Below are 16291 nucleotides of genomic sequence, written 5' to 3'. Positions count from 1 at the left end.
GTGGGCAGGGTGGGACGCTAGGACACCGTGAAGGGCAGCACCAGCCGGGAGGGATGCTCGGCGTCGCGGTAGACCTTGTGCGTCACCGGCCGGCCCACCGGCAGGTGGAAGGCATCCGGGGGAAGCAGCGCGTTGTGCTCGTCGGCCAGGGGCTCGTTGTTGGAGAGTTCAGCCACGAGTTTGTGCCCCGGCAGGAACGTGTTCGCGAACGGGTAGAGCCGCACCACGTACTCCTCGACCTTGCCCGGTTCCACCGGCACGGAACGGGTATGCGGGTGGTATGGGTTGCCCTCGGTGGTGCGTTCTTCGTACAGCTCCCGGTGCGAGGCCTTCAGGTAACCGGTGGTGATCAGCTGCCGTTTGCCGTTGGGCGCCGCATCCCAGAGCCTGAGAATGAAGTTGGTGTCCGGCTGGTCAATCTCCACGAACAGGTGCGCGGCTCCGGTTCCGATCATTTCTGTCGGCGACTCGAACACGTCCGTGGACCAGGAAAGGATCTCCACCTTGTCCGTCACTGTCAGCGGGGCCTGGTAGAAGCCGTCGGGCGCGGCGTATTCCGTTCCCATCAGTTCAGGTTCGACGCCGAGCTTGCGCCGGGTGCGCAGGTACAGCGGCTTGTACTCCACTTCCTTGGGCGGCCAGGCATCGGCCGTGATGACCTCGCGGGAGCCTTCCACGAATACACTGACCGCGGGCTCGTCCATGACACCGTTGTCGATGCCCTTGATCCAGTAGTCGTACCAGCGGAACATCTTGTCGTGCTCTTCGATGAAGGGCCGGGACTGCATGGGCGGGTAGGGGCCGATGTCCAGTTTCTTCGGACCCTTCAGCGCATTGAACAGCTCAATCGTGCCGTCCAGCGTCCAGCCGCGGCCCTGGTCCAGCTGCAGCCAGACCGGGATGTCGATGTTCGGGGCAAGCGTGATCGGATTGCGCTCCTCGTACCACTCGCCGTCGACGTCGTTCATCACGATGTCGAACCAGGCCTCGTGGTTCGTCGGATAGTTCAGCACATGCACCAGGTTGGGCCAGGCCGCGACGTCGGGATCGGCCAGCCGCTCGGCGACCAGCTTCTTCAGCTCCTCCGGGGAGTACTTCTCCACCATCCGGGACTTCACCCGGTCGGTGAATGCCCAGCCGGAGTCTCCGCCGCGGCCTTCCCGCGCAGCACGCGGCATAAACCACATCACGCCGCCGTGGTAGGTGGTCTCGTAGAAGTCGTAGTGGCCGCCGGAGACGAAGATGGCCTTCAGATGCGGCGGGCGTTCGGCGGCAGCGAGCACCTGCATGGAGCCGAAGTAGGAGATGCCGACCATGCCCACGTTGCCGTCGCACCAGGGCTGGGCTGCTACCCATTCAATGAAGTCGTAGGCGTCCTCGCCGAGGGAAACCCCGCCGGCGTTGTAGTTGCCGATGTGTTCTCCGCCGGAATCCCCGGAACCGCGCAGGTCACCAATGACGTGGACGTAGTCCTCCTTCACGATCCGCGCTATGTCCCCGGCCTCGATGCATCCGTCCCACATGGGGCTCGGGCGGCGCTGCGGCGGCATGGTCAGCGCCATGGCCTGCAGTTCCTTGCCGTACGGGCTCAGCGCCACCAGCGCCGGACGGGGTTTGTCCGCTGCCCCCTGATAGGCGTCAGCAGCGAGTTCGACGCCGTCGCGCATGGGAACGCGCAGGTCCTTCTGGACCGTGATCGGCATCCCGCCGGCATTAATCGTCTGGAAAGTGGCCATTTGTGGTGCGGCTCCTTGTGGAAATCTACTGGGTGAACCGGCTGCGGTAGCCGTCGAGGGTGGTGAAGAACGGCGAGGGTTCCAGTGTGGGATCAGAGGTGTAGCCCAGCTCAGCGGCGACCGGCTCGAAGGGCGAGTAGACCGAGTCCGTCGCTGCCAGGCCGGCTTCCAGGCAGCGCGTGACGCTCCCCCGGATCCGCGCCTCGAGGGCTAGGGACTCGTCCAGCGCCCGGCGGGCCTGCGCGGCATCGAGTTCGACGCCGTAGGGCTCACCGTCCGCCCCGCGGTACGGGTGTCCGAGGTACAGGCGTTCCGGCCGGACCTTGTCCCGGAGGTATGCGAGGCTCGAGCGGTAGGCGTCCGGATCGGTGTAGCCGGGGAACCGGTTCGCCGCCCCATGGATCTGCACCGCGTCTCCCGCGAACACCGCATCGTCCAGCTGGTAGGCCACGGACCCCGGTGTGTGCCCGGGAACCGCATGCACCTTCACGCGCACATCCCCGCCCAGGGACAGGGTTTCCCCGCCGCGCACCAGGACGGCAGGTTCCATCTCGCCGGAAATCACGGCCTGGGCAGTCTGCGCCTGCTGCTGTGCCCCGTCCGGGGCGTTCAGGTACCGGCTGCGGCCCTGGACGTATTCATCGACGTGGGCCTGCCGCGAGCGCAGCAGTGGTGCGTCAGCTTCGTGGATCACCACTTTGGCCTTGCCGCCGGTTAGGTCATGCAGTGCCTGCGCTCCGCCCAAGTGGTCGATGTGCCCGTGCGTGAGCAGGATCCAGCGCACGTCCTCAATGCTGCGTCCCAGCTGCTGCAGGGCCGGCAGCAGCCCTTCAGCAGGAGAGGAGGCGATGCCGGTGTCCACGATGGCAGGTTCCGGTGCATCGATGAAGTAGCTGTACAACCCGAACCGGCCCCACGGCGAGACCAGCGGATGGACCGCGGCACTCACTTGGATTCCCTCCCGCGAAGGAACCGGCCCGCTTCCTCCAGAGCCGCGTAGAACTCCGGGATCCAGGAAAAGTTGGCTACGAACCCATGGTTCGCGCCGTCGTACCGGCTCAGCACGGTCTCGACGCCGGCGCTGTGCAGGCGCTGGGCGTACAGCTCGCCCTCATCGCGCAGCGGATCAAACTCCGCGGTAATGACCAGGGCCTTGGGCAGGCCGCTGAGGTCCCCGCGCTTGATCGGTGAAACCAGCGGGTCTGCGGGGTCGGCTCCGCTGTCCAGGTAGAACGCGTTGAAGGGTTTCAACCCGGCAGTTTCCAGCCCGTACCCCACAGCGTTTTCCCGCAGCGAGGCGTAGCGGTCTTCGTCGAAGTCCAGGTCCAGCGACGGGTAGAAGAGGATCTGGTGCGAGATCGCATCGAACCCGTCGTCCTTGGCCATGGCCGTAACGGCGGCCGCGAAGGTTCCGCCGGAGCTGTCGCCTGCGACGGCGAGGTTCTTACCGTCCCACTTCAGCTTCTCCCCCTGCGCCGCGGCCCAGCGCAGAACGGCGTAGCTGTCCTGAAGACCCGCGGGGAAAGCGGCCTCCGGAGCCAGCCGGTAGCCCACCGAGATGACCTTGAATCCGCTTTCCTTTGCCAGCGAACGGGCTACGTGGTCGTGGGTGTCCAGGCTGCCGAGGAAGAACGCTCCGCCGTGGAAGTAGACCAGGATCCCGTAGGAGTCGGCCTCCTCCGGGGTGTAGATCCGCACCGGAACGTTCCCGGCAGCTGTGGAGGCCATCATGTCCTCCACAGCGTGCACGGGAAGCCGCTCCTCCAGCGCGGGTACCTGTTCCGCTTCGCCAGCGCGCATGGCTTCCGGATTCAGCGGACCCTCCGGCGGAGCCGGCAGGTGCGCGAGGATCTTGGCAATTTCAGGGTGGATAGGCATAACTGTCTTTCTTACTTGGCCTGGGCAGCTTCGGGGAAAGCGTTCTCGACCTCGTTTGCGTTCCAGCCCAGGCGGGAGAGCCGCTGCAGTTCATCGGTAACCGGCTTGCGGGTGGCCTGATAAAGCGCGAGGGCTTCCTTCACGGAGTCCGCTGCGAGCAGGGCGTCGGCTAACCCGCCGGCATCCAGGATGGCCGAGTTGGCGCCCTGGCCCTGGTGGTGCAGCATGGCGTGGGCAGCGTCGCCGAGCAGGGCAACACTGTCCGTGTGCCAGTTCTCGACCGGGTCGATGTCGAAGACCGAGCGGCTGGTGACCGTGCTGATGTCCAGGTTGGCGGCGATCTTGACGATCCGCTCGTCGAAGCCGTCCAGCAGGGAGACCAGGTAGTCGTTGGTGATTTCCGGGGCCCAGGAGCCGTCTTCCGACGGCGCGGTGATGTCGTAGGACACCTCCCCGCGGTGCCGCAGCGGCAGGTTGTAGGCAATGGTGCCGTTCTGGCCCATGTAGAACCGGGGATTGTCGTCGTCGGCACCAAGGCCGAAGGCATCCTCGAGTGAAATCACAGCGCGGTAGGCGTGCTCGCCGGCGAAAACCGGTTCCTGGTCGGAGAAGAGCTGCTTGCGCACCAGGGAACGGATGCCGTCGGCGCCAATGACCAGGTCCGCCGTGACGGTGTTGCCGTTGTCGAAGGTGAGGGTGGCGGCCGCTCCCTGGTCCTCGATGCTGGTGAGCTTGTGGTCCAGGTGCACCATCTCCTGCGGCAGGACACCGAGCAGCGCGTCGATGAAGTCTCCGCGGTGGATGATGCGGGTGTGGTTCGGCTGGGCGAAGTCGTTCAGCTGCGGCCACACTTCCTGCACCAGGACCTGCTTGCCGTCGGCGCTGAGGATCTCCAGGTAGTCACTCGGTGAGCTGACCGCGGCGATCTCCTCGAAGATGCCCCATTTGCGGAAGTGCTCGACCGTGATGGGACGCAGGCCAATGCCCGCACCCACCTGGCCAAGGGCGGGCGCCTGCTCGTAGACGTGGACGTTCTCGGCGCCGATGTGCCGCAGGGCGATGGCGGCCGCCGCACCGCCGTAACCGCCGCCAACGATGGCAATGTTCAGGTCTTTGATCTCGGAAATCTTCATGGCGTTATCGCTTTCTCTTAGCAGCGCGTCACTGCGCCGTCGGGAATGGAGGTGCTGGACTAACCGTGGATGGAGAGGAAATCGGCGGGATTGTCGATGAAGAGCGCGTTGATGGACGCTTCGTCCAGGCCCGCCCGGCGCAGGTCCGGGATCAGGTCCTCGAAGATGTAGTTCACGGTGTGGCCCTTGACGCCGGGCCAGCCCAGCGGGCTGCAGTTGGCGTCGGCGGAGGCCAGCAGCTGGTTAAGGTGCCCCTTTTCCACCAGGTCCATAAAGTGGTCCAGGCGTTCCTTGCGCGGGCGTGCCCAGAACGGCGGATCCGGGAGCTCGGTCTCATACCCGAAGGTGTCGAAGCCGATGCGGCCGCCCTGGCCCATGATCCATTCGCTGGGGGTGTTGGGGGCGTTCAGTCCGTCATCGGCGTGGCCGAAGAGCACACGGTCCAGCGGCAGCCCTTCCTGGTTGAAGATGTCGATTGCCGGCTGCGGGTCGATGGCCAGGTGGGTCAGGATGGGGACGCCGGTGGCCACGGCCGCACGGGCTGCGGCACGGTAGATGCGCTTGTCCAGTTCGGTCATGCGGCCGCCGCGGCTGACACCCACCTTAATGACGCCGGCTTTGGCACCGGTGTCGCCGATGCCGACGGTGATCTCATGAACGAAGACCTTGGCGAGGTATTCAACGCTGGCGCGTGCAAAGTGCGGCAGGGCGGTGTCGCCGCCGACGAATCCGGTGCAGGCAACAATGTGCACGCCGGTCTTCTTCGACAGGGACTTGTAGTAGTCCACGTCGCGGCCGTTGCAGATGCCGGTGGCGTCCACGAAGGTGCCCCCGCCGTACTCGTGGAACTGCCGCAGCTTCGGCACCGTCTCCGCGTACCGTTCCTCCGGCGTCTTCCACCACTTTGAGTCCAGCTCGCTGCCCGGCATGCCGTAGCCGATGTGCTCGTGGACCGCCACGATTCCCAGCTCTTCTGCCGGAATCGTTCCTAATACTGTGTTTACCTTCGACAAACCAACACCTCGAAAATTAGTTGAAAACTGTGGGAGGGTCCTTAGCGGACGGAAAGAAGCCGCTGCGGGTTCTCGGCCGTGATAAGCCGGGCATCCGCCTCGGAGAGGCCCTGCGCACCCAGGAAAGGCAGGAAGCTGGTCAGCACGTGGCCGTACGGAAGGTCGTAGTCAGGCTGGCCAAACGCGGCACCTATGGCGTTGGAGGAGAGCAGGATGCGGTCCGCGCAGCCTGCTGCCACGAGCTCCAGGACCAGGGCTGCTCGACCGGCGTCGTCGAGATAACCGCCGTCGTCGTTCAGGCCCACATGGTCGATCCCCACGTAGGCTCCACGGCGGGCAATTTCGACGGCGCTGCCCGCATAGTCTTTGCGGTCCAGCCCGCCGACCACCACGCGGTCCGCCGGAAGTCCTTCATCCAGCACCAGTTCGAGTTCGCGGACCGAGTCGGTCCCGAAGCGAAGCGAGACGGGAACGCCGGTGGCCAGGGCAGCGCGGGCAGCACCCCGGAAGAGGCTCTCCTCAGTGGGGGTGATCCCGGCACGGTCTGCCGCGGTGGTAACCAGCCCGGCAGCTGCCCGGCGTTCCAGGCGCGGAACGACCATGCCCTCACTCACCTCTTTGGAGAAGAGGTCCGCGAACTTCTCCGCGGGCCACGGGGTGGGCGGGTTGGTCTGCGGGGTGAGGAAGTATCCGCCCAGCATCTCCTCGGGACCCATGCCGGTCGAGGCCACAATGTGCACCCCGGTGGCCCGGGACAGCGCCTCGTAGAGCGGCAGGTCCCGTCCGTGGAACATGCCGGTGCTGTCCACGACCGTGCCGCCCCCGGCGTTGCTGAAGTCCCGCAGCTTGCGGGCGAGAACCGCGAAGATTTCCGCACGGTCCATGCTGATCTCCGGAGCATATTCCGCGCCGGGAACCACCGAAAGCAGGGCTTCATGGATGGCTGTGACTCCCAGCTCGGCCGCGGGAACGGGACCCAGGACTGTGTTGACCTGCTGGCCGGAGGGGGTGCTGGCGTCGTCGCCGGCGAAGTCGCTCACGTGGCGTCTCCTTGGAGATTGGTGCGGAAGCGGGTGTGACCTGCGCCATGCCCACTGTTGTGTGTGGTTATCCTCACAGTTTTCTTTACACGCTGTCAAGCAAAGTCTTATCGGTACGTTTGTGACGCGTATGCACTGTTGTAGCTATTGACACGGTGTAAAGCTTCCCCTCACACTGTCTCCTGTGACGCCGGTCACCCAAACACATCCGCCTGCCTTACAGGAAACGAAGGAGTTTTCGCGATGAGCCAGAACATGCCGACGGCGGGTGGTGGCTCCGTTCGGGCGACCTTCCTTGCCGCCTACAGCGCCGTCACCCTCGCCCAGATGACCAACGCACTGCCGGGGGCCCTAAACGGCACCTTCGCCGCGGAGTTCCACACCTCCGGGGCAGGACTGACCTGGATCGCCGGTGTGTTTATGGTCGGCGTCGTTGTCTTTGAGCTCAGCTGGGGCGTCCTCGGGGATCTCTTCGGACGCAAGAAACTGCTGATTGCAGGCGCAGCCCTCACCGTCGCCGGATCTGTCCTGGCCGCGCTGGCTCCCGTCACCGGAGTGATGATCGCCGCTCAGGCCATCGGCGGCATCGGGGCCGGCATCCTCTTCCCCATCTCGCTGTCGATGATCGCCGCCATCACCCCGGACCCCCGGGCCCGTTCCAAGGTGATCGCCACGTGGGCCGGCTTCCTGTCCCTCGGCGCCGTCATTTCTCCGGTCCTGGCCGGTCTCACGTCGCAGCTCTTCACCATCCCCGGCGCCCAGCCCGGAGACCCGAACATCTACAGCGGCTGGCGCGTGGCGTACTTCGTGGCCGCCGGCATCGCCGTCGTCCTGCTGATCCTGGCCGTACGCGCCCAGGATTCCGCCGCACCGCAGGGCCGCAAGCTCGATCTTCCGGGACAGGCAACGCTGGCACTGGGCCTGATCGCAGCCCTCTTCGCCACCGTCACCGCCGTGGACTCCGGATTCGGAGCTCCCGTCGTGATCACCGGTTATGTCATCGGCGCCGCGCTCCTCGCCGCGTTCATCGTTATTGAATCCCGCACCGGCCAGCCGCTGATCCACCTTTCACTCTTCAAGAACCGGGCCTACTCGATCACCGGGATCGTGGCCGTCATCGGCATGTTCGCCTTCCTCGCGGTCTGCTTCAGCACCTCCGTTGCCGTGGGCGGCCTGGCGCTGACGGAAACCTGGAAGGTCGGCGTCCTGTTTGTGTTCATCCAGGGTCCTGCCTTCGTCTTTATTCCCGTGGTGGGCTGGCTCATCCACCACGTCGCGCCCCGCTGGGTGCTGACCTCGGGCTTTGCGCTGATGGCAGCGGCAGGCTACTGGCTGTCCACCTTCTCACTCGGCACTCCGGAAGCCTACGGCGGCACCCCCTGGACCGCCTTCATCCCGCCGCTGGCGCTCCTGGGCACCGGCTTCGCGCTGACCGTTGGCTCCGTCACTGCCGTTGCCATCAACACCGTGCAGCCGCAGGAAATCGGCATGGCATCGGCCACCACCAACCTGCTGCGCGACCTCGGCTTCGCCCTCGGTCCGGTTGTCGGATCGGCCATTGCCTTCAGCGTCGGAGCCTCGCTTTTCGCAGCCCCGCTGGCGGGGATCCTTTCCGGGGCAGGTCTGCCGGCCGAGGCCGCGGAGGGACTGGCACAGATTCCGCCCCTGGCGTTCCTCTCCGGCTGGCCGGACGTCATCGCCGGGTTTAGCGGGCAGGCTTTGGCCTCCGGCGCGCCCCAAACTGCGGTGGACGGCATGGTCCAAGCACTGAACTCCGCCCAGCCCGGCATCCAGGGCGCGGCCGGCTCCGCGCTGGGCCAGGGCTTCCAGACGGTCTACCTCGTCGCAGGCATCACCGCCACGGTTTCCGCACTGCTCACCCTGTTCGTCCCGGGCCGATCCTCCTCCGCGCCGGCTGTCCAGGCCGAATCAGTGGCCACACCCGTTCCCGCCCGCGACTAACACCTTCCACCTCCACCGATCCGACCCAGAATCCGAGAGCGAGTCCACCATGACTGCCGAATCAAACATCGACCTGTGGGACGACGCCGTCCTTGTTGATCCGTACCCCACCTACGCCGCCCTCCGTGAACAGGCAGGTGTGGTCTACCTTCCGAAAAACGACGTGTACGCCCTCACCCGCTACGACCTGATCCGGGAAGTGCTCGGCGATCCGGAGACCTTCTCCTCCACAACACTGGGCTTCAACCCGATGGTGAATGAAGCCCTGCAGGGCACCTCACTGGCCTCCGATCCTCCCGTACATACCCAGCTCCGGGCAGTACTCTCCGAGAACCTCACCCCGCGTGCGCTGCGCGGACTGAAGGTTGTCATCGATGAAAAGGCGGACACGCTGGTCGCCGAACTCGCCGCCAGCGGCAGCTTCGAGGCCATTGACGCGCTGGCGCGGGCCTTCCCGCTGGAAATCGTTGCCGACCTGATTGGCTTCACCGGAACGGTCAAGGACAACATGCTGCGCTGGGGCCAGGCCGCCATGCAGGTCCTAGGCCCGCTGAACCAGCGCACCCAGGAGAACTTTCCGATTGCGGGAGAGCTCTACGGCTGGTGCTCCTCCGTCACTGCCGCAGATCTGGCACCGGGGTCGATCGGCCGCGGAATTTTCGACGCCGAAGCCCGCGGGGACATTCCCGAGGGAACGGCCGGGCACATCATCCACCAGTACCTCGGTGCCGGGGTGGACACCACCATCGCTGCGATCGGCAACGCCGTCGCGCTCTTTGGCCGGCACCCCGAGCAGCTGGCCCTGCTCCGGGAGAACCCGGACCTTGTCTCCTCCGCGTTCGCCGAAGTGCTGCGGTATTGGCCGCCCATCCATGTCTGGGGCCGCACCACCACCCGCGAGGTGGAAATCGACGGAACCCTCATTCCCGCCGGTGCCCAGCTGGGCATCCTCTTCGGCGCAGGCAACCGCGATCCCCGGCATTACGAGAACGCGGATGCCTTTGACATCACCCGTAACCCGGTGGACCACCTGTCCTTCGGCTACGGGCCGCACGGCTGCGCCGGACAGGGACTGGCCCGGTTCGAGGGCCACGCCATCATCGGCGCCCTGGGGCGCCACATCACCGAAATCCAGCTGGGCGAGGAAGTCCGTGTGCCCAGCAACACGACCCGAAGCATTGAAGAACTGCCCGTCTTGAAAGTGATACCCGCATGAGCACACGCATTGAACTGGACCGACCCCGCTGTGAAGGACACGGACTCTGTGAGGAAGCCGCACCGCAGCTGATGCACCTGGATGACGACGGCGAACTCATCCTCGATGTGCCGGAGGTGGACGGCGCCGACCTTGACGCGGCGAAGGCCGCCGTCCGGGTCTGCCCCGTCGCGGCCCTCCGGCTGGCCTCATGACGATGCGGCGAATCGTCGTCGTCGGGAACGGCATCGCAGGCCTGACCGCCTGCGACGCCCTCCGGTCGGCAGGGTTTGACGGCGAGCTGACCGTGGTGGGCTCCGAAACCCATCAGCCTTACAGCCGTCCGGCACTGTCCAAGGCGCTGCTGCACGGAAACGACCAGCTCACCGCACATGAACTGCCTGACCCGTCGCACGGCGCCACCGAACTGCTCGGCGTCAGCGCGGCAGGCCTGGATGTCGAGGCGCAGCTCGTGCGGCTGGAAGACGGCACTGACGTGCCCTACGACGGTTTGGTCATCGCCTCCGGGTCACGGGCGCGGCGGCTGTCCGAGCGGGTGCCCGAGGGAACGTCCGACGGCGGTTCGCGGGAAGTCACGCTGCGCACCTTCGACGATGCACTGGCACTGAAGGAACGGGTTGCCGGGCAGCCCTCCGTGGTGGTGATCGGCGGCGGTGCGCTGGGCATGGAAGTCGCCTCCGGCTGCCTGCATGCCGGCTGCGACGTGACGCTCGTGTCCGACGGTCCGCCGCTGTCCCGCCAGCTGGGGGGCCACCTGTCGCAGCTTTTCGTGGAGGCTGCCCTGAGGGAGGGCCTGCGAGTGGTGGACGGAGGCAGGGCCCGGGTGGTCGAGTCCGGCTCGGGAGCGCAGGTAGTGCTCGCCGACGGAACCGAACTGGGTGCAGACCTGGTGGTTTCCGCCGTCGGAGATGAGCCCAACACCGGCTGGCTGGCCGATTCCGGCCTGCTGACCGACGGGGAACTGCACACCGATTCCCGCGGACGGGTCCGCCCGGAGATCGTCGCGGCCGGCGACGTCGCCTGCTTCCCCGCTGGAGAAGGCGCATCCCGTGTCCCGCTGTGGACCAGCGCCATCGAGCAGGCAAAAACCGCTGCCCTGGGACTGCTCCACGGCGATGCCGCGCCGGAGCTCGAGTTCCAGCCGTACTTCTGGACCGAAGGTTTCGGGCTGTCCCTGAAGAGCATCGGCGCCACTCCGGTCTCCGGGCCGCCGGACTTCTGTGAAACCGAGGCGCAGGAGGGGTCCCAGCTGCTCTACTGGCAGCACGCCGACGGGTCCGGAACGGCTGTAGCCGTGAACTACCGGATTCCGATTCCCAAGCTGCGTCGGCTGGCGAATACCGGCCCGGCAGCCCTGCAGAGCGTGGCCCGGGCCTAGATTCCGCGCAGGGTGTCCCGGGCGGGTGTTTCGGCTCATCAGCGGCTATTGGTTCAGTTAGGGTTATTCCATGTCGTCGCTGCGAGAAGCCCAGAAACAACTCACGCGGGACACCATCGTCGAGCGGGCCCTGGAGCTTTTCACATCGAAGGGTTACGCCGCGACCACGATTGACGAAATCGCCGGGGCGGCCGGCACCACGCGGGTGACCTTCTACGCGTACTACCCGTCCCGGACCGACCTGATGCGCGACTTCATGGCACGGGTGAACGCTGTCCTGGACCGGGCCAGCGGGCCGGACAGTCCGTCCACCGCCGTCGAACTGGTCGACGTTGTGCGGGCCGGGGAACTCTCCGGGATCCTCGCCTGGCTGGAATCCCGCGCTGCCCTGTGGCCGGTGTTCCGGCCCTACCTCGACGTCCTGGATGAAGCAGCGGCCGTGGATCCCGAAGTCCGGGCCATGCTGGACGCCTGGCACGAGGAAGTCATCTCCGACCTTGTCCGCGGCATGGAGCAGGCCGGACGCTTCCCTGAAGAAACTCACCACGTCCGCGGTTCCCTCGCGTACACACAGCTGGACTACGTCGCCACACTGTGGACCCGCCGCAAGCTCGAACCCAACCGGGAACACGCCATTGATGTGCTGGCGGACAGCTGGTACCACCTGCTCTGTGACGAATAGCTGGCGCCCACTCCCCCGAGATAGCAGAAACTGCCCGTATGAGCGCTCATACGGGCAGTTTCTGTCATCTCGGCGAAGAGGCGGGAGGGGAAAGGGCTAGCCGAGGATCATCCCCGCAGCACGCTCGGCGATCATCACCGTGGGGGCGTTGGTGTTTCCTGTGGTCACAAGCGGCATAACCGAGGCGTCGGCGATTCGGATTCCGGACAGCCCGCGCACCCGAAGGTCAGCGGGATCAACGACGGCAAGGTCATCGGTACCCATCCGGCAGGTGCCAACCTGGTGGTGGTAGGTCACCACGGAATCACGTACGTACTGCTCCAGCTCTTCGTCGCTGACTCCGGGGCCGGGGTGAAGTTCCTTGGGCTCCCAGCCGGCCAGCGCCTCGGTGCGGCCGATCTCGCGGCATTGACGGACCGACGCCACCAGCGCGTCGACGTCGGCCTGCTCACTGAGCGCACCGAGGTCGATCCGCAACGGGTCCTCCGGGGACGGACCAGTCAGCGTGATTTCGCCGCGGCTGGCCGGACGCACCAGCCCGCCCAGCATGGAGAAGCCGTTTGCAGGCCCGGTCATTTCCCCCAGGCCGTAGTCCTGGGAGTACATGGGCACGGAGAAGAAGATGGGCTGGGTATCCGGAACCGGCAGTTCCGGCCGGCTCTTGGCGAAAAAGTGCACTTCCGCCGGGGCCAGCTCGCCGTCCGGCACCTCACGGGCGCCGGTGGAGAAGATCACCGGGGCCAGCAGATGGTCCTGCAGGTTCTTGCCCACTCCGGGCAGGTCCAGGACCGGTTCGACGCCGACTTCCGCCAGCTCCGCGGCCGGTCCAATTCCGGAACGGAGCAGCAGTTCAGCGGAGTTGATGGCCCCGGCGCACAGGATGGTCTCCGCTGCCCGTACGGTGCGGAGTTCGCCGCCGTACTCGAATTCGACTCCGGTGACCGTGCCGTCTTCCACCAGCAGGCGGCGCACGTGCGCGCCGGTCAGCAGGGTCAGGTTCGGGTGGTCCATGACCGGTTTCAGGTAGGCGTGCCAGGTGTTGAAGCGCTTGCCGTCCCGGACGTTGAGCTGCATCCGGGAGACCCCTTCGACGCTGCCGGAGTTGTAGTCCGGGTTCAACGGCAGGCCGATCTCCTGCGCTCCGGCCAGCATGTCTTCCTGGACGGGGTTGCGCGGGAAGTCCTGGACCACGTCCAGCAGGCCGCCGGTACCGCGCGTTTCGGAAGCACCGCCGTCGTAGTTTTCAATCTGCTTGAACACGGGAAGGACATCCTCCCAGGACCAGCCCTCACACCCGGCTTCAGCCCAGGAGTCGTAGTCCCACCGGTCGCCGCGCACCCAGATAGACGCGTTCAGGGCATGCGATCCGCCCATCACTTTGCCCCTCGGCAGGTGCATGCGCCGGCCCGAGGCGCCAGCCTGCTCTGTGGTGTAGTAGTTCCAGTCCTGCGGACTGTGCCAGAGGGCGCCGAGGGTGTTCAGGTGGGCGATGTCCGGGTTGGTGTCCTGGTCCCCGGCTTCGAGGACGGTGACTTTTTTGCCGGCGTCGAGCAGGCGGCGGGCGACGACGTTGCCGGCCGAACCGGCGCCAATCACAAGGTATTCGGTTTCCATGGAAGCTTCGTTGCTTTCGATTGTTCTGACGGTGGGTTAGTAGCTGAGGACCTGCGGCGAACCGAGGGACTTGAGTCCTTCGACGCCGAACTCAAGGCCGTAGCCGGACTGCTTGGCGCCGCCGAACGGCATCCGGGGGTCAACGGCACCGTGCTTGTTGATCCACACGGTTCCGGCTTCGATCCGGGCAGCGACGGCGAGGGCGGCTTCTTTGTCCGAGGACCAGACGGAGGCTCCGAGGCCCACGTCCAGGGCGTTGGCCATTTCAACTGCCTCGTCGACGGTGGAGTAACGGATGACCGGCAGGGCGGGACCGAACTGTTCCTGCGCCACCAGCGGGTTGGCGTTGTCGATGTCCGCGACCAGGGTTGCGGGGTAGAAGTAGCCCGGCTGGTCCGTCTGCGGATTTCCGCCGGTGACAATGCGCGCTCCGGCGTCCTTCGCAGCCTGGACCAGATCCGAGACGATCTTGAACTGTGCCTTGTTCTGCAGCGGGCCCAGGACGTTGTTTTCATCCAGCCCCACGCCCATCGGCATAGCGTTTGCGACGCCGGCCAGGGCGTCAACGACGGCGTCGTAAATGTCTTCGTGAACGTAGAGGCGCTTGAGTGCGGCGCAGGTCTGGCCTGTGTTGATGAAGGCACCCCAGAACAGGTCTTCGGCGATCGCGGCGGGGTCCGCGTCGGGCAGCACAATGCCGGCGTCGTTGCCGCCGAGCTCGAGGGTCAGGCGCTTTACCGTGTCTGCGGAGGAACGGATGATTGCCTTGCCGGTGGCGGTGGAACCGGTGAACATGACCTTGTTGATGTCCGGGTGGCCGGCCAGGGCTTCGCCCACCTCCCGGCCGCCGGAGACCACGTGCAGCACGCCTGCGGGCAGCGCCTGGTTGAGGACTGCAGCCAGTGCCAGGACGGAAAGCGGGGTGTATTCGGAGGGTTTCATCACCACGGTGTTGCCCATCCGCAGCGCCGGGGCCAGCTGCCAGACGCTGATCATCATGGGCCAGTTCCAGGGGCCGATCGCACCCACCACGCCCAGCGGACGGTAGTGCAGTTCGGCCCGGCCTCCCTCGTCATCCACCAGCACCTCGGGTTCGAGTTCGAACGACGCCGTGGCGCGCAGCCAGGCGGCGCAGGCGCCCACTTCGAAGCGGGCGTTGGGGCCGTTCAGCGGCTTTCCCTGTTCACGCGAGAGGAGTTCGGCGAGCGCCTCAGCAGCAGCCTCGACGGCGTCGGCGGCCTTGAGCAGGTATGCGGAGCGCTCAGCGTGGCCGAGGGCGGCCCATTCCGGCTGGGCCAGGCGTGCGGAGGCAACGGCAGCCTCAAGGTCTGCAAGCGTGTGGACGGGAGCGGCCGCGACCACTTCACCGGTTGCCGGGTCTAGGATCTCGCGTGTTTCCGGGGCTGCCGGTATCGCGGCCAGGAGGTCCTGATAGCTGGTGAGGGATTCGGTGGTGTGCATGATTGCTCCTTTGCAACGGCGGGACGGATCGCTGATCCCACTGTGCGCCAGATCACTCTTGTTCTGCTTGGCTTTGCGCGTGCGGCAGTTGTCTTCCCGCGCACGGATGAAAAGAACTCAGCGGCCGGAGCGGTACGCCGACGGCGACTGCCCGTAGGCGGCACGGAAGACCCGGCTGAAATGCGCGGGGTCCGGCAGTCCCCACCGGGCACCGATCGCCCCCACCGGAACGTCTGCCTGCAGGGGATCCGCGAGGTCCCGGCGCGCCCCGTCCAGGCGGCGTGCGCGGATCCACGCAGCAGCGGTGGTGCCGGAGTCCTCGAAGAGCTTGTGCAGGCTGCGGACCGACATAAAGTGTGCGGCCGCGATGTAGCCCGGGGAGAGGTCCGGATTGGCAAGCTGGCCGTCGATGAAGTGCTGCACCCGGCGCAGCAGCCGCTCCTGGCCACCGGATTCCGGATCCGGGAGGGCGTGCGCCTCATCCGCCAGCAGGGTGGAGAGCAAATCCACAGTATTCATGGCCAGCCGGTGCCCGATGGGACCGTCCAGCTCCGGCAGCATCCGCCCTATCTGGGTGAGGAAGGGAACGACGGCGCGGCCCAGCCGGTGCCCGCGGCCCAAGCGTACGGCGGTCATCTGGGCCATGTCCTCCGGCGCCAGCCCCAAGAGCTGTTTGGGGAACATGAGCACCAGAGTGGTGAACTGCTCATGGAAGGTCAGCGTGTAGGGCGCAGCCGTGTCATAAATGGCCAGATCTCCGGCTTCGAGAACGGCCTCGCGTCCGTCCTGGACCAGGATTCCGGTGCCGGAGAGCTGCAGGCTCAGCTTGTAGAACCCGCCGTCGGCCCCGTTGATGAGTTCTGGCGTACGCTCAACCCGGTGCGGCATGGCATCGACCTGGACTATGGCCAGCTCGCGCAGCCGGCGGCCGGCCAGGCGTCCGGAGAACGTCTGCCCTCCTGGCTTCACCGGCGTGGCTTCGAGCGGCACAAAGGACTCTGAAACGAGCTTTTTCCACTGCGGGAACGTGCAGGCATGCGCGATGTCCGGTGCGGGTACCGGCCGGACCGGGGTGGTTTCCCGGACACTTGTTGTAGAAGGCCCCGCGGCTGCTTTGCCCATAGCTCCCCCTGACAGCGGTGAATAGGGTCACATTCAAGCCGAACTTATCACCAGCC

At 66.2% G+C, this 16291-nt stretch carries 14 protein-coding genes; 5 read left to right on the top strand and 9 right to left on the bottom strand.

The window, feature by feature from the left end; genetic code table 11:
- Nucleotides 1-17: 17 nt before the first annotated feature.
- From TVB01_RS03150 to TVB01_RS03125, 6 genes are read right to left on the bottom strand one after another with little or no spacing between them, the layout of a single operon-like run.
- The gene (locus tag TVB01_RS03150; protein WP_422454035.1) at nt 18-1736 is read right to left on the bottom strand and encodes a CocE/NonD family hydrolase; all 1719 of its coding nucleotides are present in this window, start codon (nt 1734-1736) and stop codon (nt 18-20) included.
- A gap of 25 nt (nt 1737-1761) precedes the next feature.
- Entirely contained in the window at nt 1762-2685 is a 924-nt protein-coding gene (locus TVB01_RS03145; RefSeq protein ID WP_422454034.1) for an MBL fold metallo-hydrolase, read from the bottom strand.
- On the bottom strand, nt 2682-3614 hold the full coding sequence (locus tag TVB01_RS03140) for an alpha/beta hydrolase (protein ID WP_422454033.1): 933 nt from the start codon (nt 3612-3614) through the stop codon (nt 2682-2684). The genes TVB01_RS03145 and TVB01_RS03140 overlap by 4 nt, the downstream gene beginning before the upstream one ends.
- Nucleotides 3615-3625: 11 nt before the next feature.
- Entirely contained in the window at nt 3626-4747 is a 1122-nt protein-coding gene (locus tag TVB01_RS03135) for an FAD-dependent oxidoreductase (protein ID WP_422454032.1), read from the bottom strand.
- 59 nt (nt 4748-4806) lie between these two features.
- Nucleotides 4807-5760 carry a phosphotriesterase family protein gene (locus TVB01_RS03130; RefSeq protein ID WP_325786238.1) on the bottom strand — a complete coding sequence of 318 codons (954 nt, stop codon included), beginning with the start codon at nt 5758-5760 and terminating at the stop codon, nt 4807-4809.
- Nucleotides 5761-5801: 41 nt separating this feature from the next.
- Nucleotides 5802-6800 carry a phosphotriesterase gene (locus tag TVB01_RS03125; protein WP_422454031.1) on the bottom strand — a complete coding sequence of 333 codons (999 nt, stop codon included), beginning with the start codon at nt 6798-6800 and terminating at the stop codon, nt 5802-5804.
- A 243-nt stretch (nt 6801-7043) separates the two neighbouring features.
- On the opposite strand from TVB01_RS03125, the gene TVB01_RS03120 reads away from it, so the two are divergent.
- The 5 genes from TVB01_RS03120 (at nt 7044) to TVB01_RS03100 (ending at nt 12038) form a co-directional block, all read left to right on the top strand.
- Entirely contained in the window at nt 7044-8762 is a 1719-nt protein-coding gene (locus tag TVB01_RS03120; protein WP_325786236.1) for an MFS transporter, read from the top strand.
- 49 nt (nt 8763-8811) lie between these two features.
- Nucleotides 8812-9978: a cytochrome P450 gene (locus TVB01_RS03115; protein ID WP_422454030.1), complete on the top strand. Its 1167-nt coding sequence runs from the start codon at nt 8812-8814 to the stop codon at nt 9976-9978.
- A complete protein-coding gene (locus tag TVB01_RS03110) occupies nt 9975-10172 on the top strand; it encodes a ferredoxin (RefSeq protein WP_325786234.1) in 198 nt (65 codons plus the stop codon). Before TVB01_RS03115 ends, TVB01_RS03110 begins: the two co-directional genes overlap by 4 nt.
- Nucleotides 10169-11356, top strand: a complete 1188-nt coding sequence (locus TVB01_RS03105; RefSeq protein WP_422454028.1) for an NAD(P)/FAD-dependent oxidoreductase — start codon at nt 10169-10171, stop codon at nt 11354-11356. The genes TVB01_RS03110 and TVB01_RS03105 overlap by 4 nt, the downstream gene beginning before the upstream one ends.
- A gap of 70 nt (nt 11357-11426) precedes the next feature.
- Nucleotides 11427-12038: a TetR/AcrR family transcriptional regulator gene (locus tag TVB01_RS03100; RefSeq protein WP_387011807.1), complete on the top strand. Its 612-nt coding sequence runs from the start codon at nt 11427-11429 to the stop codon at nt 12036-12038.
- A 96-nt stretch (nt 12039-12134) separates the two neighbouring features.
- Here the strand turns inward: TVB01_RS03100 and TVB01_RS03095 are convergent, their stop codons facing one another.
- From TVB01_RS03095 to TVB01_RS03085, 3 genes are all read right to left on the bottom strand, one after another.
- On the bottom strand, nt 12135-13652 hold the full coding sequence (locus TVB01_RS03095; RefSeq protein WP_422454027.1) for a GMC family oxidoreductase: 1518 nt from the start codon (nt 13650-13652) through the stop codon (nt 12135-12137).
- A 36-nt stretch (nt 13653-13688) separates the two neighbouring features.
- Nucleotides 13689-15113 carry an aldehyde dehydrogenase family protein gene (locus TVB01_RS03090; RefSeq protein ID WP_422454025.1) on the bottom strand — a complete coding sequence of 475 codons (1425 nt, stop codon included), beginning with the start codon at nt 15111-15113 and terminating at the stop codon, nt 13689-13691.
- A 117-nt stretch (nt 15114-15230) separates the two neighbouring features.
- Nucleotides 15231-16235 (bottom strand): helix-turn-helix domain-containing protein, encoded by a 1005-nt coding sequence (locus TVB01_RS03085; RefSeq protein WP_422454023.1) that lies wholly within the window; start codon nt 16233-16235, stop codon nt 15231-15233.
- Nucleotides 16236-16291: the final 56 nt, after the last annotated feature.

Source organism: Arthrobacter sp. 7Tela_A1 (assembly GCF_049311065.1).
Taxonomy (GTDB): Bacteria; Actinomycetota; Actinomycetes; order Actinomycetales; family Micrococcaceae; genus Arthrobacter_B.
This window is presented reverse-complemented; position numbering and strand designations above follow the sequence as displayed.

What these genes read in the sequence shown, in the direction of transcription:
- TVB01_RS03090 (WP_422454025.1), bottom strand. Translation starts at nt 15,113, where the DNA reads ATGCACACCACCGAATCCCTCACCAGCTATCAGGACCTCCTGGCCGCG.
- TVB01_RS03100 (WP_387011807.1), top strand. Translation starts at nt 11,427, where the DNA reads ATGTCGTCGCTGCGAGAAGCCCAGAAACAACTCACGCGGGACACCATC.
- TVB01_RS03085 (WP_422454023.1), bottom strand. Translation starts at nt 16,235, where the DNA reads ATGGGCAAAGCAGCCGCGGGGCCTTCTACAACAAGTGTCCGGGAAACC.
- TVB01_RS03150 (WP_422454035.1), bottom strand. Translation starts at nt 1,736, where the DNA reads ATGGCCACTTTCCAGACGATTAATGCCGGCGGGATGCCGATCACGGTC.
- TVB01_RS03110 (WP_325786234.1), top strand. Translation starts at nt 9,975, where the DNA reads ATGAGCACACGCATTGAACTGGACCGACCCCGCTGTGAAGGACACGGA.
- TVB01_RS03120 (WP_325786236.1), top strand. Translation starts at nt 7,044, where the DNA reads ATGAGCCAGAACATGCCGACGGCGGGTGGTGGCTCCGTTCGGGCGACC.
- TVB01_RS03095 (WP_422454027.1), bottom strand. Translation starts at nt 13,652, where the DNA reads ATGGAAACCGAATACCTTGTGATTGGCGCCGGTTCGGCCGGCAACGTC.
- TVB01_RS03115 (WP_422454030.1), top strand. Translation starts at nt 8,812, where the DNA reads ATGACTGCCGAATCAAACATCGACCTGTGGGACGACGCCGTCCTTGTT.
- TVB01_RS03140 (WP_422454033.1), bottom strand. Translation starts at nt 3,614, where the DNA reads ATGCCTATCCACCCTGAAATTGCCAAGATCCTCGCGCACCTGCCGGCT.
- TVB01_RS03135 (WP_422454032.1), bottom strand. Translation starts at nt 4,747, where the DNA reads ATGAAGATTTCCGAGATCAAAGACCTGAACATTGCCATCGTTGGCGGC.
- TVB01_RS03105 (WP_422454028.1), top strand. Translation starts at nt 10,169, where the DNA reads ATGACGATGCGGCGAATCGTCGTCGTCGGGAACGGCATCGCAGGCCTG.